The 25,440-nt window shown below is 34.2% G+C and carries 17 protein-coding genes; 12 read left to right on the top strand and 5 right to left on the bottom strand.

Annotated elements, in window-relative coordinates; all coding sequences use genetic code 11:
* From aspS to AAFN75_RS07890, 3 genes are read left to right on the top strand one after another with little or no spacing between them, the layout of a single operon-like run.
* Complete coding sequence (gene aspS / locus AAFN75_RS07900) at positions 1–1,755, top strand: aspartate--tRNA ligase (RefSeq protein WP_411809046.1); 1,755 nt, start codon at positions 1–3, stop codon at positions 1,753–1,755.
* A gap of 46 nt (positions 1,756–1,801) precedes the next feature.
* The gene (locus AAFN75_RS07895; protein ID WP_411809045.1) at positions 1,802–3,589 is read left to right on the top strand and encodes a chloride channel protein; all 1,788 of its coding nucleotides are present in this window, start codon (positions 1,802–1,804) and stop codon (positions 3,587–3,589) included.
* Positions 3,590–3,597: 8 nt separating this feature from the next.
* The gene (locus AAFN75_RS07890; protein WP_411809044.1) at positions 3,598–3,834 is read left to right on the top strand and encodes a hypothetical protein; all 237 of its coding nucleotides are present in this window, start codon (positions 3,598–3,600) and stop codon (positions 3,832–3,834) included.
* A gap of 279 nt (positions 3,835–4,113) precedes the next feature.
* Here AAFN75_RS07890 and AAFN75_RS07885 read toward each other — a convergent pair whose 3' ends face one another.
* Complete coding sequence (locus AAFN75_RS07885; RefSeq protein ID WP_411809042.1) at positions 4,114–4,563, bottom strand: nucleoside deaminase; 450 nt, start codon at positions 4,561–4,563, stop codon at positions 4,114–4,116.
* 39 nt (positions 4,564–4,602) lie between these two features.
* Between AAFN75_RS07885 and dxs the strand changes: the two genes are divergently transcribed.
* Together dxs and AAFN75_RS07875 are read left to right on the top strand one after the other, a co-directional pair.
* Positions 4,603–6,357 carry a 1-deoxy-D-xylulose-5-phosphate synthase gene (gene dxs / locus AAFN75_RS07880; RefSeq protein ID WP_411809040.1) on the top strand — a complete coding sequence of 585 codons (1,755 nt, stop codon included), beginning with the start codon at positions 4,603–4,605 and terminating at the stop codon, positions 6,355–6,357.
* A 261-nt stretch (positions 6,358–6,618) separates the two neighbouring features.
* Positions 6,619–9,855, top strand: coding sequence for a two-component regulator propeller domain-containing protein (locus tag AAFN75_RS07875; protein WP_411809038.1), 3,237 nt, complete (start codon positions 6,619–6,621; stop codon positions 9,853–9,855).
* Positions 9,856–10,017: 162 nt separating this feature from the next.
* Here AAFN75_RS07875 and AAFN75_RS07870 read toward each other — a convergent pair whose 3' ends face one another.
* Positions 10,018–11,607, bottom strand: coding sequence for a T9SS type A sorting domain-containing protein (locus tag AAFN75_RS07870; RefSeq protein ID WP_411809037.1), 1,590 nt, complete (start codon positions 11,605–11,607; stop codon positions 10,018–10,020).
* A gap of 294 nt (positions 11,608–11,901) precedes the next feature.
* Positions 11,902–13,242, bottom strand: a complete 1,341-nt coding sequence (gene dgt / locus AAFN75_RS07865; RefSeq protein WP_411809036.1) for a dGTP triphosphohydrolase — start codon at positions 13,240–13,242, stop codon at positions 11,902–11,904.
* Between the two features lie 164 nt (positions 13,243–13,406).
* On the opposite strand from dgt, the gene AAFN75_RS07860 reads away from it, so the two are divergent.
* The 3 genes from AAFN75_RS07860 (at position 13,407) to AAFN75_RS07850 (ending at position 19,063) form a co-directional block, all read left to right on the top strand.
* Positions 13,407–13,784, top strand: coding sequence for a carboxypeptidase-like regulatory domain-containing protein (locus tag AAFN75_RS07860; RefSeq protein ID WP_411809035.1), 378 nt, complete (start codon positions 13,407–13,409; stop codon positions 13,782–13,784).
* Between the two features lie 280 nt (positions 13,785–14,064).
* Positions 14,065–16,803, top strand: a complete 2,739-nt coding sequence (locus AAFN75_RS07855) for a TonB-dependent receptor domain-containing protein (RefSeq protein ID WP_411809034.1) — start codon at positions 14,065–14,067, stop codon at positions 16,801–16,803.
* Positions 16,804–17,056: 253 nt separating this feature from the next.
* The gene (locus AAFN75_RS07850; protein ID WP_411809033.1) at positions 17,057–19,063 is read left to right on the top strand and encodes a hypothetical protein; all 2,007 of its coding nucleotides are present in this window, start codon (positions 17,057–17,059) and stop codon (positions 19,061–19,063) included.
* Positions 19,064–19,135: 72 nt separating this feature from the next.
* Here the strand turns inward: AAFN75_RS07850 and AAFN75_RS07845 are convergent, their stop codons facing one another.
* A complete protein-coding gene (locus AAFN75_RS07845) occupies positions 19,136–19,450 on the bottom strand; it encodes a nicotinic acid mononucleotide adenyltransferase (RefSeq protein ID WP_144115021.1) in 315 nt (104 codons plus the stop codon).
* Positions 19,451–19,842: 392 nt separating this feature from the next.
* Here AAFN75_RS07845 and AAFN75_RS07840 point away from each other — a divergent pair, with 392 nt between their 5' ends.
* From AAFN75_RS07840 to AAFN75_RS07825, 4 genes are all read left to right on the top strand, one after another.
* Complete coding sequence (locus AAFN75_RS07840; RefSeq protein WP_411809032.1) at positions 19,843–21,036, top strand: porin; 1,194 nt, start codon at positions 19,843–19,845, stop codon at positions 21,034–21,036.
* 71 nt (positions 21,037–21,107) lie between these two features.
* Positions 21,108–23,411, top strand: a complete 2,304-nt coding sequence (locus AAFN75_RS07835) for an anion permease (RefSeq protein WP_411809274.1) — start codon at positions 21,108–21,110, stop codon at positions 23,409–23,411.
* Positions 23,412–23,510: 99 nt separating this feature from the next.
* Positions 23,511–23,792: a pyrimidine/purine nucleoside phosphorylase gene (locus AAFN75_RS07830; protein WP_411809031.1), complete on the top strand. Its 282-nt coding sequence runs from the start codon at positions 23,511–23,513 to the stop codon at positions 23,790–23,792.
* Between the two features lie 188 nt (positions 23,793–23,980).
* Positions 23,981–24,838, top strand: a complete 858-nt coding sequence (locus tag AAFN75_RS07825; protein WP_411809030.1) for a flagellar motor protein MotB — start codon at positions 23,981–23,983, stop codon at positions 24,836–24,838.
* A 69-nt stretch (positions 24,839–24,907) separates the two neighbouring features.
* Here the strand turns inward: AAFN75_RS07825 and AAFN75_RS07820 are convergent, their stop codons facing one another.
* Complete coding sequence (locus AAFN75_RS07820; RefSeq protein ID WP_411809029.1) at positions 24,908–25,414, bottom strand: RDD family protein; 507 nt, start codon at positions 25,412–25,414, stop codon at positions 24,908–24,910.
* Between the last annotated feature and the right edge of the window lie 26 nt (positions 25,415–25,440).

Genomic DNA, 25,440 nt, shown 5'->3' with positions numbered 1-25,440 from the left:
ATGTACAGAAGTCATAATTGCGGCGAATTAACAGCAGCAAATATAAATACAGAAGTTACCCTGTCTGGTTGGGTACAAAAGTCTAGAGATAAAGGTTTTATTGTTTGGGTCGATTTACGCGATCGTTACGGTATTACACAACTTGTTTTCGACGAGGAACGTACCTCGAAAACGCTAATTGAACAAGCTCAAAACTTAGGTCGCGAATTTGTAATTCAAGTTAAAGGAGAGGTTATTGAGCGTGCTTCTAAAAATCCAAATATCCCAACTGGCGATATCGAAATTTTAGTCTCAGAGTTAATAATTTTAAACAAATCTTTGTTACCACCTTTTACTATTGAAGATAAAACCGATGGTGGTGAGGATATTAGAATGAAATATCGTTATTTAGATATTCGTCGTAACCCTGTAAAAAACAGCTTAATATTTAGACATAAAGTAACTCAAGAGGTTAGAAACTACTTATCTAAAGAAGGCTTTATAGAAGTTGAAACGCCATATTTAATTAAATCTACACCAGAAGGTGCACGCGATTTCGTGGTTCCTTCTAGAATGAACGAAGGACAATTTTACGCCCTTCCGCAATCGCCACAAACATTCAAACAATTGCTTATGGTTGGTGGCATGGATAAGTACTTCCAGATTGTAAAATGTTTTAGAGACGAAGATTTACGTGCCGACAGGCAGCCAGAATTTACACAAATTGATTGTGAAATGGCGTTTATCGAGCAAGAAGATATATTAAATGCTTTTGAAGGCTTAACAAGACATTTACTGAAAGAAGTAAATGGTGTTGATGTTGAAAAATTCCCAAGACTATTATACGACGATGCTATGCGTTTATACGGAAACGATAAACCAGACATTCGTTTTGGGATGGAATTTGGCGAGCTAAACGAAGTAACGCAACATAAAGAATTTGGTGTTTTTAATAATGCTGAATTAGTAGTTGGTATTGCGGTTCCTGGAGGAAACAGTTATACCAGAAAAGAAATAGATAAATTAATTGATTGGGTAAAGCGTCCGCAAGTTGGAGCTTTAGGCATGATTTACTCGCGTTGTAACGACGATGGTTCTTTTAAATCTTCAGTCGATAAATTTTACGACCAAGACGATTTAGCCAAATGGGCAGAAATTACCGGAGCCAAGAAAGGCGATTTAGTTTGTGTACTTTCTGGAGAGACTAATAAAGTGCGTGCACAATTAAGTGCATTACGTATGGAATTAGCAGAGCGCTTAGGCTTAAGAGATCCAAAAGTATTCGCACCATTATGGGTTATAGATTTCCCTTTATTAGAGTTAGATGAAGAAACTGGTCATTACCACGCTATGCACCATCCATTTACTTCGCCTAAACCAGGCCAATTAGAATTATTAGAAACTAACCCTGGAGAAGTAAAAGCTAATGCTTACGATTTAGTTTTAAACGGAAACGAAATTGGTGGCGGATCTATAAGAATTCACGATAAACAAACACAAGCCATAATGCTAAAACATTTAGGCTTCTCTGACGAAGACGCTAAAGCGCAATTTGGCTTTTTAATGGATGCTTTCGAGTATGGCGCGCCACCACACGGTGGTTTAGCTTTCGGTTTAGATAGATTGGTTGCTATTTTAGGCGGACAAGAAACTATTAGAGATTTTATTGCTTTCCCAAAAAACAATTCGGGTCGCGATGTCATGATAGACGCTCCTGCTCCAATTGATGATGAGCAGTTAACCGAATTAAGCTTAAAACTTAATTTAAAATCATAAAAAATTAAATCCTGCGCTTTGCAGGATTTTTTATTAGTTTTATATCATGCCATCACTAACAAAAAAACCACTACGTAAATTTCTACTCTGGAAATATAAATATATTTCAGAGCGACAATTTATTTATGCGCTAAGTATCCTAGTAGGCTTCTTAGCAGGGTTAGGCACAGTAACACTTAAAAACTTAACGCACTATATACGCTTACTTTTTAAGTTAGAGTTTTTTAATAATTATCAAAACTCGTTGTACTTCATTTTCCCAATGATAGGGCTGTTCCTGGTGTATGTTATAAAACAAATTTGGTTAAAAAAACATATTGGTCATGGTATATCATCAACACTATACGCTATTTCAAAACTTAATGGCATCATTCCACGCTATAATATTTACGCCGCATTAATAACAGCACCGTTAACCGCTGGTTTTGGTGGATCGGTAGGTTTACAAGGTCCCGCAGTAAGTGTAGGTTCCGCGTTAGGCTCTAATGCTGCACGCTTGTTTAGAATGAACACCAAAACACGCATGCTACTTATTGGTTGTGCCGCCGCAGGTGCTATGGCATCCATGTTTAAAGCGCCCATTGCAGCCATTATTTTCGCCATAGAAATTTTCAGTCTCGATATTGCATTTGCATCCCTAGTACCTTTACTTTTAGCATCTGTTTCAGCAGTGGTAACTTCTTATATGTTTTTAGGAACCGATGTATTACTACGCTTCCAATTAACCGATAAATTTGAAATAAACGACATTGCATTTTACGTACTATTAGCAGTTGTAACCGGTCTTGCATCGGTATATTTTTCAAAAGTATTTTTTGGCATAACCAACTTCTTTAAGCAATTTGAAAGTAGAGCCGTGCGACTAATAATTGGTGGTTTAGCCATTGGCACCATGCTTTATTTTGTGCCACCACTTTATGGTGAGGGTTATGGTATTATGAACAACCTTTTAAAAGGCGATCACTTAGCAGCCATTGGCACCACACCTTTCGATTTAGATTTAACCAATATCTGGATCGTTATAGCATTACTACTAGGCATCGGTATATTTAAAGCTATTGCCATGACCACCACTTTTGGTGCCGGCGGTGTAGGTGGTGTTTTTATCCCAACCTTAGTAATGGGAAATGTTTTAGGAAACGCATTCGCAAAAATCATTAATAATATGGGGTTAGACTTTCACGTATCCGAGTCCAATTTCACATTAATTGGTATGACGGGTTTAATGGCAGGAGTACTTCACGCGCCACTAACCGCTATTTTCCTTATTGCCGAAATTACTGGAGGATACGAGCTTTTTGTACCATTAATGATTGTGTCTGCAATTTCATTTGCCATTACAAAATACTACGTTTCACACTCCATATATACCTTAAAATTAGCACAACGTGGCGAGCTTATGACTCACGATAAAGACAAAAACGTACTTATGGTTTTAGATATCGATAAGGTTGTAGAAACCAATTTTATCATCCTAAAACCAGAAATGAAGTTGGGCGACATACTAAAAAACGCTGTAGCCAAATCTTCTAGAAACCATTTCCCTGTCGTTAATGACAATCACGAATTTTTAGGTGTAATCCGTTTGGACGATATCCGCCACATGATGTTCGATACCGAACTATACAACAAAGTAGACGCTGCAAGCCTCTTACACGCCGATGCTGGCATTATAAATTACGAAAGCGATAACATGAACGTCATCATGGATAAATTCAAGTCCAGCGGCGCATGGAACTTGCCAGTTGTAAAAAATGGCAAATATTACGGCTACATATCCCGCTCCAAACTCCTAACCGCGTACAGGCAACAATTAATCAACTTCACCCAATAGCATTCAGCATGAAATACATAATATATATTCTAGCCATTGCCGCATTTACAAGTATCATTTTAGGGTTCTCCCTAGATGTCGAATATTCCGAAAAACTAATAGGTTTCGGCGTAACCGGTTTATTTTTAGTGGTATTTCCATTGTACACCTATTACAGCTGGAAAGATAAAAACATGAAAGATTACATGCTCACCAAAGAAAACCTCGATAAAATGCGCGAAACACAAAAGCGTAAAAAGTATTAAAATTTGGGCGTTCCCCAAAAAGGGTTGGGCTTTCACTACTCAATATTTTTGCGAAAAGCAAAAAGGATTTCAAACAAACCGTTCAATCCCTAACGCGGGTTAGTCAGCAAAAGACAGTACACAATTAACATGTATTTAGCATCCTAAAACAACACACCCCTTAATCCCCTCTTACTAGAGGGGAAACTCATACGCTAAATATTATTCTAAGTATTAGTTTTTTTAGACAACAGTTTCCCTCCTAAAAAGGAGGGATTAAGGGAGGTGTAAATTTATACTCTAATTCAAATTCCGTTTCTCAACAAAAAACCGTTTCATAAGTACCGAAGCTTCCTCAGCCAGAACACCCCCAGAAATTTCAGTTTTAGGATGCAACTTGGTATTTAAATTAATGCACCCACGAGCTTCATCTCTAGCACCATAAACTATTTTAGAAATCTGACTCCAATACAACGCGCCCGCACACATTTGGCAAGGCTCTAACGTTACATACAAGGTACATTTTTGAAGATATTTACCACCCAAAAAATTAGATGCCGCAGTTATGGCTTGCATTTCGGCATGAGCCGTAATATCCGTTAATGTTTCGGTTAAATTATGTCCGCGAGCAATTACTCTGTTATCAATAACAATTACAGCACCAACAGGAATCTCACCTTGTTCAAAAGCAGCTTCAGCTTCCTGTAGCGCTTTCTTCATAAAATAAGTATCATCAAAAGGTTCTATCATGATAGCAAAAATACAAATTCATTCTTGTACTTTTGCTTTGTGCAAAAAAGTCTATTAAAACAAATTAACACCCCTAAAGAACTTCGTCTTTTAAACCATAAAGACCTACCTCAACTTGCCAAAGAGTTACGCGAATTCATCATTAATATTGTAGCTACAAAAGAAGGCCATTTAGGAGCCAGTTTAGGCGTTGTAGAGCTTACCATAGCCTTGCATTATGTTTTTAACACACCAACAGACCAGCTTATTTGGGATGTTGGCCACCAAGCCTACGGACATAAAATTTTAACCGGTCGAAGAGACAATTTCCATACCAACCGCCAACTTGGTGGCATAAGCGGATTCCCGAAACGAGAAGAAAGCATATATGATGCTTTTGGTGTCGGGCATTCTTCTACCTCAATATCTGCAGCCTTAGGAATGGCAATTGCCTCACAATTAAAAGGCGATAACAAACACCATATTGCGGTAATTGGAGATGCTTCCATTGCTAGCGGAATGGCCTTTGAAGGTTTAAATCATGCAGGCGTTACAAATGCTAACTTGTTAGTTATTTTAAATGATAACGCCATTGGCATAGACCCAAGTGTTGGCGCATTAAAAATGTATTTAACAAACGTAAAAAAAGGCACCCAAAAACAAGATAATATTTTTGAAGCCCTAAATTTTAACTATTCCGGACCTATTGATGGCCACAATTTAGATGAAGTCATTAAAGAGTTAGAACGTTTAAAAACCGTAAAAGGCCCCAAGTTTTTGCACATTATCACTACAAAAGGTAAAGGTTTAAAACAAGCTGAAGCCGACCAGGTAAAGTACCACGCTCCGGGAAAATTTGATGCTAAAACTGGCGATTTACCTATTAAATCTACCCAAATTCAAGCACCAAAATACCAAGATGTTTTTGGACATACCATTGTAGAATTAGCAAAACAAAATAAAAATATTGTAGGTATTACACCTGCAATGCCCACAGGAAGTTCCTTAAAATACATGATGGAGCAAATTCCAGATCGCGCTTTTGATGTTGGCATTGCCGAACAACATGCCGTAACCCTAGCCGCAGGCATGGCGACACAAGGTTTAATTCCGTTTTGCAATATTTACTCTACCTTTTTACAACGTGCCTACGATCAAATAATACACGATGTAGCCATACAAAAACTACCCGTTATTTTTTGTTTAGATCGTGCTGGTTTGGTTGGTGAAGATGGTGCGACACACCACGGCGTTTTCGATTTAAGTTATTTACGTTGCATCCCGAACCTCATCATATTTGCGCCAAGAAACGAGATAGAGTTACGTAACATAATGTACACTGCGCAATTAGGTTTAGAGCAACCTATTGCGATTCGTTACCCAAGAGGACGCGGTGTTACTATAGATTGGAAACAACCATTTTCTAAAATTGAGATTGGTAAAGGAGTTACCCTTAATAAAGGAAACAAACTTGCTATTTTAAGCATTGGCACTATTGCTAAAAATGTTTCCGAAGCCATAAAAGATTTAAATGTTTCGCATTACGATATGCGTTTTGTAAAACCTTTAGATGAAAACTTACTTCATACCATTTTTAAAACTCATAAGACTATCGTTACCGTTGAGGACCACGTTATAAATGGTGGGTTTGGATCTGTTATTTTAGAATTTGCTTCTAAAAACGATTATAAAAACACGCTTAAAGTTTTAGGTATTCCTGATGCTTTCGTGGAACAAGGTTCTTTAGCCGAACTTCAAGAATTTGTAGGTTTGGATGTTGCAAGCTTGAAGTCGATTTTTAGTAAACTTTCTTAACAAATGCTTCCAAACAATTTTATTTAAATTATTTAATTTCCTGTAGCACTTAATAACTAAGTTTAATATAAAAAACTCATATACGGGATTGCTAACTCATGGCAAATCTGAAATATTTTAAAATTAAGACATTTATTTAATCGACCAATAACATAAAATATCCAGATTAATCTTAAAAGCTACAATACCACTTTAAAAAAGGGTGTTTACTAATAGTATTGATTAATATTTTACTATTTTTAATATAAATAGATTGATAAAATGGCACATTTTTTAAGTAGAATATTTTTTACTATAATATTCTACGCACTAATAATTACTAGCCTTAATGCTCAGTCTAATAATAAATTTTTAGAGCAAATTGGTATTGAGAAAGGGCTTTCATCCAATTATCCTAATAATATTATTCAAGACTCAAAAGGCTTTATTTGGATAGGCACCAACAATGGATTAAATAGATACGACGGATATGAGTTTAAAATATTCAAGTACGATGCTAACAACACCAATACCATTTCTGATAATTTGATAACTAATTTATTAGAAGACTCTAATGGAAATATATGGATTGGAACCAGTGGTGGCGGGTTAAACCTTTACAATACAACTACAGATGTTATAACACGTCTGGAACATAACACAAACGATGCAACGTCCATAAGCAGTAACATTGTAAATCAAATATACCAAGACAGCAAGTCTAGACTTTGGGTGGCCACAAAAAACGGTTTAAATTTATTGGACCCTATAACCATGACTTTTAAAACTTGGTTACAACCTAATACGTGCGAAACATGTAAATATTCTATTAAAGGTATCGTAGAGGATCATAAGGGAAACCTTTGGATAGGCGATGAATTTTACGGCCTATATTACTTTAACCCTGAGAGCGGAGAATTTACCAAACCTCATTTAAACTACACTGGAGATCATCGATTACCATCAGATTTTATACATGATTTAGATTTCCATGAAGACACCCTTTATGTAGCCACAGATAATGGCATTGCATTATTAAATACGCTAACCGGAACCTATGAAAGCATTCCTATAGAAGATATTAATGATAAAAATTTAGTAGAAAACGTTTATATATGGAGTCTTTATAATGATAATAATGGAGGGATTTGGCTTTGTACAAATGGTAATGGTTTAATACACTACAAAATAGGTACAAACCATGTTTCTATTTACAAAGCCGATGGAAACTCCGATTATAAAATTGGCAATAATTTAGTACAAGATGTACTTGTTGACAAATCTAAAAACATTTGGATAGCTACACGAGGAAACGGATTGAATAAATTCAATTTAAAAAACCTCATTTTTAAACATTGGGAATACGACAGCAAAAATAGCAATTCGTTAATAAATAATGATGTTAGAGCTATGCATCAAGATGCCAACGGTACCGTATGGATTGGAACTAGCAATGGCCTAAGTCGATTTAACCTTACATCTAATTTATTCAAAAATTACATAAAAGACTTTAATTATAAAGCCGATGCCAAAAAACCAAAAATACGAGCTATTTACCGTTCTAAAAACAAAGATTTGTGGGTAGCTACACAAGGCGGCGCACTCTATAAATATCACCAAAAACAAGACCGATTTATATTGGCAAAGGATTTTGCCAATAATCCGTTAGCAACTAAAATACGTCACATTGAGATTATTTATGAGCCAGAAGATGGTATATTATGGCTTGGCACTATAGGAACCGGCATACTTTCCTATAACACAGTAACTAACGAGTTTAAAACTATATATCCAAAAAATAACGCAGAAAAACCTTTACTTAATCTATATGTAAATTGTGTATTAACACACTCTGAAACAGAAGTATGGATTGGTAGTAACAGAGGATTGATTTTACTAAACACCAAAACCCATACCTATAAATTATGGGATTATACTGAAGGTTGCAAAAACTGCATTGTTGGCAATAAAATTCGTTCTTTATACCGCGATAGTAGTAATAAAATATGGATTGGAACCAGGAGTGGCTTATCAATATTTAATCCGGTTTCTGAAAATTTTGAAAACTACGGCATAAATGAAGGTCTACCAAGTGATGTTATCTATGGCATTTTACGGGGTATTGATGGTAATATTTGGCTAACAACCACCAATGGGCTATCTAGAGTAAACCCAAGTAATATGGAATTTAAAAACATAACAGTTCCTGAAAATAACATTCTAGATATGGGAGGTCATGCACAAGGGTTGGATGGCAATTTATTGGTAGGAGGAACAACGGGATTTACAATTTTTAACCCTAATGATTTAAAAACTAATCCGTACATACCAGAAGTTGTTTTTACAGATATTAAGGTTAATAATAAAACTATAGTTTTTGATAAAAATTCCCCTGAATTGACCACTATAGATTTGCTGTTTGATCAAAACAATTTAACATTTGAATTTGCAGCTTTAGAATTTACAAATTCTCAACTCAACACATACAAATATAAATTAGAAGGATTTAATGATGAATGGATAGAATATGGTAATAAACACGATCTTACCTTTACAAATTTGGATCCCAAAAAATACGTATTAAAAATAAAAGGCTCTAACAATGAAGGTGTATGGAATGAAGAACCAACAACGCTAATTATTAACATAAAACCGCCTTGGTGGGGAACACTTTGGTTTAAAATACTTAGTGTATTAGTGCTTTTTGGGTCTATTTTTTCAATTTTTTATTTACGCGTAACAGCATTAAAGAGAAGAGAAGCTTTCCTGCAAAAGGAAGTATCGAAACAAACCAAAGAGCTGCTAGAAAACAATAAAGAATTAGAGGAGCTACATAGAGAAAAGGATGGAATTATTGGAATTATAGCCCATGACTTGCGAGGGCCTTTAAACAATATTTATGGCCTTAGCCATTTATTAGAAGACAACGAAAATTTAGACGAAGAACAAAAAACATATATTGGTTACATTAATGAATCTGTAGAAAGCGGAAATAGCTTAATTACAGATTTACTTATTATGAGTAACGTAAATCTCCCAGAGAAAAGAGTGGATTCTGAAGATTTTGACCTTTCTGAATATATTGAAGAATGGGAAAAAAGTTATATAACCAGACTACAGAAAAAAGAGCAAAAGCTAAGAAAGTATATTGCTAAAGCACCTCTTAAAATTCATGCAGATAAAAAATTGGTGGGTCGTATTTTTGATAATTTAATGACCAATGCTATTAAGTTTTCGAAACGAGGAAGCCATATTGATTTATCGGCAAAGTCTAGTAATGGTTTTATAGTTATTACTTTTAAGGATTATGGTCCTGGTATGTCTGATACCGATAAAAACAAGGCATTTAAAATGTTTCAAAAACTATCGGCACGACCAACCGAGGGCGAGAGTTCTCATGGTTTAGGTTTGGCTATTGTAAAAACACTGGTTGAAAACCTTGAAGGCTCTATTAGCATAGTTAGTAAATTAGGTGAAGGAACAGCGTTTATTGTTAGTCTTCCGGAAGTAAAAAGCTAATTAACCTTTAGTATAACATAATAACTGTAATACAAACAAGATATTGGCAGATATGTGCGTTAGGGATTGAACGGCATGTTTGAAATCCCCGCCCTAAGGCGGGATTGAGTAGTGAAAGCCCGCCCCTTGTGGTAACGCCCAAACACCTATATTTAAAATAATTTATTTAGACATAATTTTTTTTACGCTAACACCTTTGTTGGTAATTAGTTTTACAAAAAATATCTGGTTTCTAAATGCTGTTAAATCTAATTTGGTTTTAGCTTGAGATTGACTTGTATAGTTTTTGTTTACTACACTTTTTACTAATGCACCCTTAAGATCGTATACTTGAATTGCAACATCGGTTTGATAATCGAAGGAATAATCGATAAACAACTCGTTTTCAAACGGTACGGGATATACACTAAATTTACTGTTGTTATCCAAAGAATTAACACTTAAAGTCGAATTATCAAAATTCGCTAAAACGATATTTACATTGGATATATTAGACGTGTATGGACCATCAACATTATACGAACTAAAAAAGCGTATTGTTAAATTGTCGCCTCCTAAATACTCTTTATTTAAAAATCCAGTCCAGTATAAGGTTGTAGGGCTATCGCTACCCATTGAGCCTGATGTTGATTTGGCAACTTCTTTAAATATAACAGTACCGCCATCATTCAATTCCATTTGAATTTCTTCTGACCAAGCAGTAGTTCCCGATCCCGTTCCTGCAAAATCGGCTGATATTTGATACAATAAATAATCGCCCGTAACTCCTGTTGTAGCTACTGCCACAGACGTGCCTGTTGTTCCGCTTGTTACTGTACCTACATCGAAACTTGAAAAAACGTAAGGGTTTGCCTCCGCAATATTTATGTTTACATTACTTATATTGGATGTGTATGGACCATCTACATCATATGAGCTAAAGAAGCGTATTGTTAAATTATCGCCGCCTACATATTCCTTATTTAATATTCCTGTCCAGTACAAAGTTGTTGGGCTATCGTTACCCATTGACCCCGATGTTGATTTGGCAACTTCTGAAAATATGATATTGTTACCATCATTTAATTCCATTTGAATTTCTTCTGACCAAGCCGTAGTTCCTGAGCCTGTTCCTGCAAAATCGGCAGATATTTGGTAAATTAAATAGTTACCTGTAATTCCTGTTGTAGTTACCGGAACAGACTTACCTGTTGTTCCACTAGTTACAGTCCCTACATCGAAACTTGCAATAGCATAAGGGTTTGCTTCTGTAATATTAACATTTACATTGGTTATATTAGAGGTGTATGGCCCCAACGCATCATTAAACGAACTGAAAAAGCGTATTGTTAAATTATCGCCGCCTACATATGCCTTGTTTAATATTCCGGTCCAATATAAAGTTGTTGGGCTATCGTTACCCATAAATCCTGATGTTGATTTGGAAACTTCTGAAAATATAACAGTACCACCATCATTCAATTCCATTTGAATTTCTTCTGACCACGCAGTAGTTCCTGAGCCTGTTCCTGCAAAGTCGGCAGATATCTCGTAAATTAAATAATTTCCAGTAACTCCTGCTGTCGGTAATGCGACGGATGTACCTGTTGTTCCGCTGGTAACCGTACCTACATTAAAACTAGTAAAAGTGTGTGTTTGAGCGGTTGCAATATTGGCACTTGAAAAAACAAATAGAAATAAAAATAGGGCCTTAGCGTAACACCTAATTTGGGAAGAAATACCGTGAATAGGTTTAAAAGTAGAAATGTTCATATAGGTTTATTTATTAAAGATTAGTACTATGCTATTCAAAAATTAATAAACTATAGGGAGATAATTTATTTATTACTGTGTAAATATAAGGATTATTTTAACTAAACTTAACGTTTTTTGAAATACCCGATATAATTGATTATTTTAATAAAAATAGAATTAGTGAAACATAAAACAATGGTTTATATTGCGTAATATCAAGGCTAATTCTTTACGTTTAATCATAATTACTAGACATAAATATGTTTAGTAATTATGATTAAAAACTAGAAATCACCCTAAGGCTTTATAATTCTAAAAACTAATCCCCTTTATCTTCTTGTAATCTAAAATAGCTTTACTATCGGATAGTAAAGACACGTAATAGCATACGCTTGATAAACGATTGTATAAACTAGGATCCTCAACTTTTATGTTTTTTGGCAAGCCTTTTAAAATAAGCTTATCGTAATTGGAACCAGAGTTATTAAAACAGTTGTTTACGGCCTTGGTATAGGTTTTTAATAGTGTGTTTATTACGCCATAACCTGCAATTTCTTTATCGACAACCTCGGTAGATTGATAGATATTATCGACACTTATTTTAATGATATCTTTTATTTGTGCATCGTATTTACTTTTATCAAGCAATGCGCAATCGAAATTTCCGTTTAAAATGGCATCTTCGTGGGCCATAAAAATATCGACAGCCTCGTTAATAAGCGAACCTATGGCAAGGGCTCGCAAATAACCAACGCGGTCTTCCTTGGTGGAAAGCGCATAATAGTTTTCGGGCCTAATGGTGTGTCTAATTATTTTAGAAAGGTATTCTAAGGCAAATTCTTCTTGAATGAGGCCTAGGTTAATACCATCTTCAAAATCGATAATGGTGTAGCAAATATCATCTGCAGCTTCTACCAAATAGGTTAATGGATGTCTGGCGTAGCTTAAATCGGTTTCATTTCGTTTAGTTAACCCGAGTTCCTTTACAACATCTAGAAAGGCTTCTTTTTCACTTTGGAAAAAGCCATATTTTTTATCCGCTATATGTTTTGTTGGCTTTTTTGGTAACGACTCTTTTGGGTATTTCATAAACGCCCCAAGTGTGGCGTAGCTTAAACGGAGTCCTCCAAAACGCCCTGCTCTATCTTCGGTTAAAATTTTAAAGCCGTTAGCATTACCTTCAAAATCGCATAAATCTTGATATTCCTTATCGGTTAATTTAGATTTGAATGTTTTACCCTCGCCTGTTTTAAAAAACTCGCCAATAGCCTTTTCTCCAGAATGTCCAAAAGGTGGATTTCCAATATCGTGAGCCAATGCTGCTGCTGCTACTATAGCTCCAAAATCGTTGGCTTGATACCCGAGCGAACTTTGTAAATGCGGATGCTTTTCTAATAACTTTTGCCCTACGCGTCTCCCTAACGATCGGCCCACTACGCTAACCTCTAAACTGTGCGTTAAACGTGTGTGTACAAAATCGGTTTCGGATAATGGGATAACTTGCGTTTTATCTTGTAAACTCCTAAACTCTGATGAGAAAATAACACGGTCGTAATCTACCTCGAAGCCCAAACGGGTTTCGTCTTGTTCTTTACGTATACGTTTACTAGTGTCGCCAAAGCGTTTTAAGGATAAAAGTTGCTCCCAGTTCATAATTTTTTGTTCAATTAACTTGTGGCAAGATAATAAATTGTTGACTTAATAAGTTGGTAAATTACTTAACATTAGGGTAACCTTTTAATCATTTATGTTTAATGATTTGGTAACATACTAAACTTGTAAAGGGGTGTATTTTTGCAGTGGATATTCTAACCATTATGAAACACATAATTTACATCACTTTATTTTTTATTTCGGCACTATCTTTTGGTCAAGATACAGGTGCTATACATGGTAACTTATTAGATTTTGAATCTAATAACGAGCCTTTAATACTTGCTAAAGTGGTTTTAAAGGAAACTGGAGCTCAAGTTTTAACTAATGACAAAGGCTTTTTTAAGTTCGACAATGTAGACAATGGTGAATACACCTTAGTAAGTAGCTTTGTTGGTTATAACACTAAAGAAACAAAAATCACGATAGCATCAAATGCTGCGCTAGTGAAGGTAATACTAGAACCTAGCACATTATCTTTAGAAGATTTAATGGCTACCATGGCAAGCGCAGATAACAGTGCATCGGCCAGCAACAACTAATTAGTATTACTTAGTTAATAAAGACATTATATATAAAGCAGCTTTCATTTACATGAAAGCTGCTTTATATATACCTCAATTAAATGTTTTAAAATAGACTAAAATTGTTTATTACTTTCCAAACACGCTTTTTTATGTTAACTCATTGTAAACTATTAAAAGAAATATAGGGTTTCAATTAACATTTAACTAACACTTTTATTACAGTTATTTAATCCGTAGGTAACGTTAAGTTTTTAAAACGTTGGTTTCTTTGCAGCGACAAAAATAGATTATTACAATGAAAAAACTATTACTAGTACTTACGCTGTTAACAACTGTATTTTCTTATGCCCAAACAGGCTCTATTAAAGGTAAATTAACAGATAAAGAATACAACAATGAACCGTTAGCATTTGCTAATGTTATTGTAAAAGGAACCACTACAGGTACAACATCGGACTTTGATGGATTTTACACCTTAAACAATTTAGAAGCCAAAGACTATATACTAATAGTAAGTTTTGTTGGGTATCAAACTCAAGAAATACCTGTTGCTGTAGTTGCTGGAAAAGAATTAGAACTTAATGTGGTAATGAGTGCAAGTGCTGCCTCTTTAGACGAGGTTGTTATTACCACTACAACACGAAGAGAAAGTGAGTCTGCCCTTTTATTTGAGCAGAAAAAAGCGGTTGTAATTAAAGAAAGTATTGGAGCAGAACGTTTATCTAAAATTGGTGTTTCTGATGCTGCTGTTGCAACTACTAAAATTGCAGGAGTTTCTAAAAGTGAAGGTTCTGGAGATATTTATATTAGAGGTTTAGGTGATAGATACTTATCTACAACCATGAACGGTTTACCAATACCTTCTGATGATGTAAACAACAAAAACATTAACCTTAATTTGTTTTCAACTAACATTATTGAAAATGTTGGAATTAGCAAAACATACGCGACATCTAGCTATGCCGATCAAACTTCGGGTAATGTAGATATTACTTCAAAAGGCTATTCTAAAAAAGGAGCATCTGTTAGTTTAAGCTCTGGTTACAATACTAATGTATTAGGTATAGATGGCGGTTTTAAAAGAAGTGTTGCAACAGAAGATGCCACTTTAGGTTTCCATAAAAAAGAATATGCCCTTGTAGATTTAATAACAAGACAAAGTTGGGATCCGCTTAAACAAAAAAGTACTGGAAATTACGGAATATCGCTTTCTGGTGCTCAAAAATTTGATGTATTTGGGAAAGAGCTTAAAGTATTTGTTGCTGGTTCGCACTCTAAATCTTCAGAATACCAAGAAGGTCTTTTTAGAAGTTACAGATCGAATATCTTAGATAACGAGTTTACAGATACCGAATCTTTTACTACTAAAACAAACACAACAGGTTATGTTAATTTAGGATTAAAATTAAGTGATAACCATAGACTTAAAATTAGCAGCTTATCTGTTAACACAAGTAACGATAATGTTTACGAGCAAGGTAGAAATGGTGAAGGCTATGTTTTTGATCAGGATCCACAAGAAGATGGTGCTTTTGTTAGAGACCAAAACTTTAAACAAACTATTTTATTAGTAAACCAAATTGAAGGTTCTCACCAAATTAAAGTAAACAACAAACTAACTTGGGCTGCTGGGTATAACTATGTATTAGCGCAAGAACCTAACAGAGTTAGAAATGAAGCTAATATTTTAGATGAAAACACCGTGCAATATGCTCACGTTGGAGATTTTCAACAAAGAAAGTCTAACCAGAAAATTGAGGATACAGAATACAACGCCTATATTAACGACGCCATTTCTTTTGGAACGTTAGATGAAGATGATAACCACCCATTTAAATTAAACTTCGGAGCAAACTTCCGTCAAAAAGATAGAGTGTTTAGCTCTTTGTTTATTGGAGTTAGAGCGAGAGATTTTCAAGTACCATCTGTCGATCAATTTTCTGAAACATTTACTACAGAAAATTTCGAAAACGGCTTAGTTTTAAGAGAAAGAGAAGCCGATAGATACGATGCCGATTTAAATGCTATTGCAGGTTATGCCAATTTAGATTTCCATTTAGGAGAAAAACTTTCTGGTAATGCTGGAGTACGTTTTGAGCGCGATGAAATTAATGTGCTTTGGGATGTTGCTAACTTTGTTGGTCGTATTGGTTCTATTAAAAAAGAATACACTGAATTATACCCTAGTTTAAACTTAAAATACGAATTAAACGATAAGCATGCCGTTCGTTTTGCTTCTAGTTTAACACAAACTTTACCAGAGTTTAAAGAATTAGCACCTTTTGAATATGTATCGCCAACAGGACGTGTTACTAGAGGTGATCCAAATTTAGAAAAATCAGATGTATTTAATGTCGATTTAAAGTACGAATTTTTCCCTTCTAAAGGTCAATTACTTTCTGCAACAACGTTTTACAAAGACATTAAAAACCCAATAAACTTAGCACAAACTAGAGGATCTTCTGGAATATTTGAATATGCAAATACTGGTGATAATGCTAATGTTTTTGGTATTGAGTTTGAAGCAAGATTAGAAATTCTCAAAAATGAAGACGATGAAAGTATTTTAGATTTTAATACCAACATTACTAAAATGTGGTTTAATCAAGATTTATTAGAAGGTTTTCAATACAAAGGTATCACAGAATCAGATTTACAAGGTGCATCAGATTTAATCTTAAACAGCTCATTAAGCTATAATAGTAAAACTGAAAAAGAGTTTAATGCTACGTTAACAGGAAACTACTCTTCAGATAAGGTATTCGCTTTAGGGTCGCCAGAAGATTTTAGTAATAGTGCTGTACTTTATAATGATGAAATTATTGAGAAAGGATTTTTTACTCTAGATTTCGTTGTAAGTAAAATGCTAACTGAAAAATTACAAATTAAATTAGTTGGTAGAAACTTATTAAACCCAGACATTCAACAAACACAATTGGTTAGAAATATAAATACAGGTGTTGAGACTGACGAGGTTGTTCTTTCTTACAAAAAAGGAGCGCAATTAAACTTAAGTTTAAAATACGATTTTTAATTATAATCAAGAATATATTTAAACCGCTTAAAAGGTTTAAAATTCCAAAACAAACCTCAATACAATGTATTGAGGTTTGTTCATTTATGCATTAATCTTAAGTGATAATTAACTATTAACACTCGCTTAACATGAAGGCTTATTTAAGGTACCAAAGGTAACTTATGCTTAATATTTAATTAAACAGTAAGCAACATAAATCCGCTTAATTTGCAGAATAAACATACATAATAAACCAAAATTAAAAATAGAAATGAAAAACTTATTTGTAAAACTACTTAGTATCTCAATGGCTTTGGGAGCTATTACTTTAACGAGTTGTGATTCTGAAGACCCAGACCCAATAACTGGCGGTACAACAGAAGTTATGGAGAACTTAGAAGCAGGTATTTTAAATGGTACATTAACTGAAGACTTTAGTCTTTCTGCTACTACAACTTATAGCCTAACAGGTCAATTTATTATTGATGATGGTGCAACATTAAATATTCCTGCTGGAACAAAAATTCTTGCAGATAATGGCGGAACAGATGTTTACATTGCTACCTTAATAGGTGGTAAAATAAACATTAACGGATCTGCTGGAAACCCAGTTATTATGTCTTCTGCAGATGGTAACCCTGGCGATTGGGGTGGATTAACTTTATGTGGTAAAGCAACAACTACTGCAGGTGTTGATGCAACTGCCGAAGTTGGTGGTTTTATTTATGGTGGTACCGATGACTCTGATAGTTCAGGTATAATTAGATATTTACAAATTTCTGGTACTGGCGCTCAAATTAATTCGGAGTCTCAATACAATGGTGTTTCTTTTTACGCTGTTGGTTCTGGTACATTAGTAGATAACATAGCTGTAATTAATGGTGATGATGATGGTGTTGAGTTTTTTGGCGGTACTGTTGAAGTAACTAACTTATACTTAGAAAACAATAGTGATGATGCTATAGATTGGACTGAAGGTTGGAACGGTAGCATAACTAATGCTTACATTTCTAATACTGTTGCTGGCTTCTCAACTGTTTTTGAAGGCGATAAAGATAATGGTAACCCAGAATTTAATAATATTACAGCTGTATCAACTGTTGGTGGTACTGCATTACAATTCAAGAAAACTTCAGGAGGTACAATTGATGGCCTTTCTTTAGTTGGTTATGATGTTGATTTAGATATGAAAGATGGTGGAGCAGTTTCAAACGTTACTTTTATAGACGGTTATACACCTGTAGCATTTGCTTCAGATGAAGATCAATTAGCTACAGGCGAGTATTTCTATGCACTTAATACTACAGTTGTTGCTAATACAACTGCAGAAGATTTTCCATGGGTAAGTTCAGATATCTCATTTGAAAGTAGTTTACTTCAAGGAGCTGTTACTGGAAACGTAACTTTAGACGCTTCAATTTCTTACGTTCTTAATTCATCTTACATCGTTCAAGATGGTGGAAAGTTAACAATTCCTGCTGGAACAAAAATTACTGCTAGAGATGGCGGAACAGGAGTTTACATTGCTGTATTACAAGGTGGCGAAATAGATATTCAAGGTACTGCTACTAACCCTGTTGTTATTTCTTCTGCATCTGCAAGCCCTGGAGATTGGGGAGGTTTAACAATTTGTGGTAATGCAACAACTACTGCTGGTGTTGATGCAACTGCCGAAGTTGGTGGGTTTATTTACGGTGGAACTAATGATGCTGATAACTCTGGTTCTGTAACTTACTTAGTCCTTAAAGGAACTGGTGCTCAAATTAACTCGGAGTCTCAATACAATGGTATTTCATTATACGCCGTAGGTTCTGGAACAACTCTAGAAAACATTTCTGTAATTAATGGTGATGATGATGGCATTGAGTTCTTTGGTGGTACTGCTTCTGTAACTAACATTTATTTAGAAAACAATAGTGATGATGCTGTGGATTGGACTGAAGGATGGAATGGAACAATAACAAACACATACATTTCTCATACTGTTGCTGGATTCTCTACTGCTTTTGAAGGTGATAAAGATAACGGAAACCCTAAATTTGTAAATGTTACTGCTATATCTACAGTTGGAGGAACTGCTTTACAATTTAAAAAGACTTCTGGAGCAACTATTACAGACCTTTACTTAAGCGGATATGATACTAACATCGACATGAAAGATGATGGTCCATTAGCTAACGTAATTATCGAAGGTGCTGCTGCAACAACAACAGACGCATACAACACAGGAACTCAAGTAGACATCTCTACTTGGACTTGGAAAAATGCTAGCCTATAAAAGGTAAACAACATATAATAAAAAAGCATCCTAATTAGGATGCTTTTTTTGTTTTATACTTTACTATATAACCTATAGCGAAGCGACATTATTTTCATAATTGACTACCTTTTTAGATCCGTCAATCCAATAAATCCATTTGCCGACTTTTGTTCCATTATCATAATTTGCAGAAACTGTTTTTTTGCCTTCTTCGTTAAAGCTTAACCAAACACCTTGTAATTTACCATCTGCTGTGTAAGAACCCGTTTGGCTTACAACACCATTGTCATGATAATAAACAACATCAATTAAGTTTGTGTCTTTATTAAGTTTTAAGTCTCTCTTTTGTTGTCCAAAAGATACCACAGTAATTAAAAAGGCAAAAACAAATAATAACTTCTTCATAATTATGGGGGTTTTAACATTATACCTCAAAGATAAACAATAGTTAACATTTACACAACACCTTGTTAACCTTAAATTAACATTAAACTCACAAATAGCTCATTTACAGTACTTTAACAATTAACAATTATTAAAGATTTAACATTGGAAATTAATAATTCCTTAATATACAGGTTACCTTAAGGTGATGTTAAACCTAGATATTTGTATTGTCTTAAGACAAAAAAATTAGTTTTTCATATAATCTATTAGTTTTTGTCGACTACATTATTATGATTTCTAATGGACTGTCTTTGGCCGAGGCAGTCTTTTTTTTGTTCTAAAGTTAATCATTAGGAAACATTAAGTTAACATTAGTTTTAGTTATTTGCAGCGACAAAAACTAATACTAAATGAAAACTAAAATTACCCTTATTTGGGTATTTCTGTTTGCATTAACTTCTTTAAATGCGCAAGAAGTTAATTCAGGCAAATTCGGAAAAGGCCTTTTTAATCTTGTAGGTCAAGATAGCTCTTGGACCATGAAAGTAGGTTTTAGGTTCCAATTACTTGGTACTTCTACCTGGAATGAAAATGGACCTAATGAATCAAACTTTTTGGTTAGACGATCTAGACTAAAATTTGACGGTTTTGCATTCTCTCCTAAATTAAAATATAAATTTGAACTTGGTTTATCGAATAGAGATATGTCTGGCGCTTCAGCTTTTACTAGCAATTCTCCTAGATATATTATGGATGCTCGTATCATGTGGAATTTTCACCAAAATTTCGAATTATGGGTAGGTCAAGGCAAACTTCCTGGTAACAGAGAACGTGTTATATCTTCTGGAGATTTACAACTTGTTGATAGATCTCGATTAAATAGCCGCTTTAATATTGATAGAGATATTGGAGCCATGCTAAAACATCATTTTAATGTTACAGATAAATTCCTTATTAACGAAACACTTTCAGTGTCTCAAGGTGAAGGCAGAAACGTTACCGGAATTAACTTAGGTGGTTACCAATATGTTGGAAGATTAGAGTTTTTACCTTTCGGGAATTTTAGTAGTAAAGGCGATTACCGAGGTTCAGATTTAAAACGAGAACAAAAACCTAAATTATCGGTAGGTGCAAGTTACGAAATCAATAATGACGCTGTTAGAACGCGAAGTAATAGAGGGTCTTATATGTTTATTGATGGCGGAACTGATTTTCATAAAACTAATGTGAACACCGTTTTTGTTGACGGTATGTTTAAATACAAAGGCTATTCCTTTATGTTTGAATATGTAGATAGAACTGCAGACAATCCCATTGCAAAAAACACAGATGGTACTGAGACCGGAGATGCTGTGCAAGTTGGAAACGGTTTAAACTTAGTAACGGGCTATCTATTCCCTTCAAACTGGGAAATTACAGGCCGATTTACGGACATTAATATGGATGCTGTTTCAAATAGCAATTCTGATGACATGTATACTTTAGGCCTCTCAAAATATTTAGCGGGGCACAAACTTAAAGTACAAAGCGATATAAGTTACACCAATATTCATGGTAGCGATAACGAGCTAATGTTCAGGCTTCAAATGGATATCCACTTCTAATTGATAACATTCACGTAACATAACAATTATTTAAAACGATGATATTTGCACACATTTTACAAATAAACCCTATGGATAATATTTATTTATATATGATTATTGCCTTAGCCATTTTAGCAATAGCTGATTTGGTTGTTGGTGTTAGTAACGATGCGGTAAACTTTTTAAATTCCGCCATCGGTTCTAAAGCTATTTCTTTTAAAACTGTAATGATAGTGGCAAGTGCCGGTGTTGCAGTTGGTGCTGTGTTTTCTAGCGGTATGATGGAAGTAGCTCGAAAAGGTATTTTTAACCCGAGCGAATTTATGTTCGATGAGATCATGATTATTTTCATGGCGGTTATGATAACGGATATCCTCCTACTCGATTTTTTCAACTCGGTAGGTATGCCAACATCTACAACAGTGTCTATTGTTTTCGAATTGTTAGGTGCTGCCGTTGCCATAGCGTTAATTAAAATAGGTCATGATGGTGGTAGTTTTGGCGATGTTATCAATTACATAAACACATCAAAAGCTTCACAAATTATATTCGGTATACTGCTCTCGGTGGTCGTCGCATTCTCCATTGGAGCATTAGTACAATGGTTTTCTAGGGTTTTATTATCATACAACTTCGAAAAGAAAGCACATTGGGTTGGCGCTTTATTTGGTGGGTTTGCTTTAACAGCCATTACGTATTTTATTTTCATGAAGGGTTTAAAAGGAACTTCTTATGCAAAAGAATCTTACGATATTCTTGGAGGAAACACCATGTCTCATTTTCTTGAAACAAACGTTTTACCTATTGTACTTGTTAGTTTTACGTTCTGGTCTTTATTATCATATAGTTTAATAGCCTTTGCAAAAACTAATATATATAAACTTATTATTATAGTAGGAACGTTTGCTTTAGCATTAGCCTTTGCAGGTAACGATTTAGTGAATTTTATTGGAGTACCTGTTGCAGCTTATAATGCATTTTTAGAATGGTCTGCTTCTGGAATTCCTGCACATGAATTCCCAATGGATGTTTTAGCAGAAAAAGTTCCAACAAACAACTGGTTATTATTTATGGCTGGTATGATTATGGTTTTAACCCTTTGGTTTTCTACTAAAGCAAAAGGAGTTGTAAAAACATCTTTAGATTTATCTAGTCAAGGCGAAACTAAAGAACGTTTTCAACCTAACTTTTTATCTCGTGGTTTTGTAAGAACAGCGATGGTAATGTCTCAAGTATCATCATATTTATTACCACAATCTGTTCAGGAAAAAATTGATAAACAATTTGAAAAACCTGTTATAAAAATGCCAAAGGATAGAGCGTATGAATTACCTGCTTTCGATTTAGTTAGAGCCGCTGTAAACCTAATGGTTGCTGCTGTTTTAATTTCTATTGCTACATCATACAAACTACCTTTATCTACAACTTATGTTACATTTATGGTAGCCATGGGTTCATCATTAGCCGATCGTGCTTGGGGTGCAGAAAGTGCTGTATATAGAGTTGCAGGTGTTATAAACGTTATTGGTGGTTGGTTTTTTACTGCATTTAGCGCATTTACAGCAGCGGCTTTAGTGGCTTACTTGTTAAATTTAAACTTAACAGTAATGTTTCCAGTGCTACTTGTAGCTGCACTTATATTACTAATTAGAAGTTCTATGCTGCACACTAAAAAATCTAAAGAAGTTAGAGCAGAAGACAGCTTAATTAAAGCAGAAAGTAGTTCTGTACAAGGTGTAATATATGAAAGTGCTAATAATGTTGCTAACGTTGTTAAACGTGGTAATAAGATTTATACTAACGCTATAAACGGTCTTGCTAAGCAAGATTTATTATCGCTTAAAAAGAATAAAAAACAAATTGATAAACTTTCTTTAGAAGTTGATGAATTAAGAGATAACATTTTCTACTTTATCAAAAACCTAGACGAATCTAGTGTTGGTGCTAGTAATTTCTACATTAATATTTTAGGGTATTTACAGGATATGACACAATCTTTAGAGTACATCTCTAAGGTGAGTTATAAACACGTGAACAATAACCACAAGAAACTTAAATTTAATCAAATTAAAGAATTAAAAGAAGTTGATGCGGCCCTAGAAAGTTTATTTAATGATACCAAAGCGGTGTTCGATTCTAATGCTTTTGCTGAAATAGCAGGCATTTTAGATAGAAAAGAAGAGGTATTAAATATACTATCTGAAAAAATCCAAAAACAAGTAGAGCGTACGCGTACTGAAGAATCTAGTCCAAAAAATACAACATTATACTTTGGTGTACTTTTAGAAACTAAAGATTTACTAACAGCGACTATGAACCTTTTAGAAGAATATCATAATTCGCATGATGCTTCTATTAAACCGGCAACTATTGCTAGTCCTGAAGAAGAATAAAATAATTTCATAATTTTAGTATAAAAGCACCTTTATAATAAGGTGCTTTTCTATTAAATTAGCATTCCAATTATTTTATAATCAAATTAAATTAAGCATATGATTTCTGCAAACGAATATTTTGACGGCCAAGTAAAATCTTTAGGTTACAAATCTGAAACTGGAAATTCCACAGTAGGCGTTATGGAACCTGGTGAGTATGAATTTGGAACCTCAACACACGAGACAATGATTGTTGTAGAAGGTGAAATGATGGTTAAATTACCAGGCGAAACAGATTGGTCTACATACAAAGCAGGTAGCTCATATCAAATTGAAGCTAACCAGAAATTTCAAGTAAAGGTAGCAAGCCAAACCGCTTACTTATGCCAATATAAATAGGCCCAAAACAATTTAAATACATAGTTTAAAGCACACTTAATAAGTGTGCTTTTTTTGTTTTGCCACCTATAACACTAGCTATAAACCACTTACAACTACGCTATTCAAACAAATAAAAAAACAAACTACACGTTAACGTCTAAAAACAACTCTTCAACGTAAATAGAGTAACTTAAAAGTTTATTATTATGAAGAAAATTTCAATTGTATTATTAATTGCCCTCACTTTTTCTTGTGTTTCAAAAAAGAAATACTTAGCCCTAGAGCAAGAAAATGGCGAAATAAAAAGTGAATTACTTAAAACTATTGTAGCTAAGGAAGACTTAGAAGCTAAGTTTGATAAAATTCAATCTCGTGTTGATGCTTACAATACCAAATTAGCCACTTTAAAGCAAGAAAACGACACCAAACTAGATGTTGTTGGTAATGTTGTAATGTCCAATGCTACTAAGTCTAAAATGCGGGAAACACTTAAACATGTTGATGCTAATAAACTAAGTCAGGCCAAAACACTTAAAGATTCAATGAATTTGGCTGTAGCACATAATCTTCAAAAAACTATTAACGAAAGTAACATGAATGAAGATGAAGACTTTGCAGTAAATATTAATGAAACTGTAGTTATGATTTCTATTGCAGATAATATGTTATTTAACTCTGGAAGTTACAGATTAAGCTCTAAAGCCGATACGGTGTTGCAAAAATTAGCCGATGTTATAAACTCTGAACCTAGTTTAGATGTTATGGTTGAAGGCCACACAGACGCTAGAACTATAAAAACAGGACACATTGCCGATAACTGGGATTTAAGTGTTTTAAGATCGACGTCTGTGGTTCGTAAACTACAAGAGAAATATAACGTAGCTCCCGAAAAATTAATTGCAGCTGGTAGAAGTAGTTACCAACCTGTTGCCGCTAATGATTCGTCTGAAAACAGATCAAAAAACAGAAGAACACGTATTATCATTCTTCCAAACATTGACAAGTTTTTTGCTTTAATGTCTGATAACAACGAAGGTTTAGCAGAAAATAATATTTTAGATTAATTCAGCTTAGGCTATTTATATATAAAAAGTGCACCTCGAATGAGGTGCATTTTTTTGCTTAATATTCTTTTATATGTCTTGAGTAATTCCTATCTGATTTAGCTCACTTTGTGATCTTTTTCTAGCTTCAAATTTGGCAACATCTACTACATAAGTATTAGCTATAGAATCATGCCAACCTTTGCCATTAGTTCCCAAAAAGGATAATGCATCAAACGGAATCATTCTACTAAGGCTTCTTTTAACAATAGCTTGGTTGGTTGGTTTTTCTCCATTTACCATAACAACCATAGTTTTAGTTACATATTTACCTAAAGTCCTATCTGTAAGAGACTCCATCATAAAATAATAAATAAACAGTAGTGTGTATGAATATAAATAATCTTCAATTTTAGACATTTCTGCCCAATAGTTATTTAAAGCATAATCACCGGTGAATTCTCCATAATAAAAAAAGGAATAGGATAAAGCATACATTACAACGTATTGCGGTATTAAATCTATAAGATGATTTACAAAACGCATGTTCTTGGTAGCTAAAAGATCTTCGGTTACATAAAAGCTATTATCTGTCATTCATAATTATTTTTGAATCTTAAATA

Source organism: Algibacter sp. AS12, from assembly GCF_046736315.1.
Classification (GTDB): domain Bacteria; phylum Bacteroidota; class Bacteroidia; order Flavobacteriales; family Flavobacteriaceae; genus Algibacter_B; species Algibacter_B amylolyticus.
The sequence above is the reverse complement of the archived record's forward strand: the minus strand, read 5'-3'. Positions and strand labels throughout refer to the sequence as shown.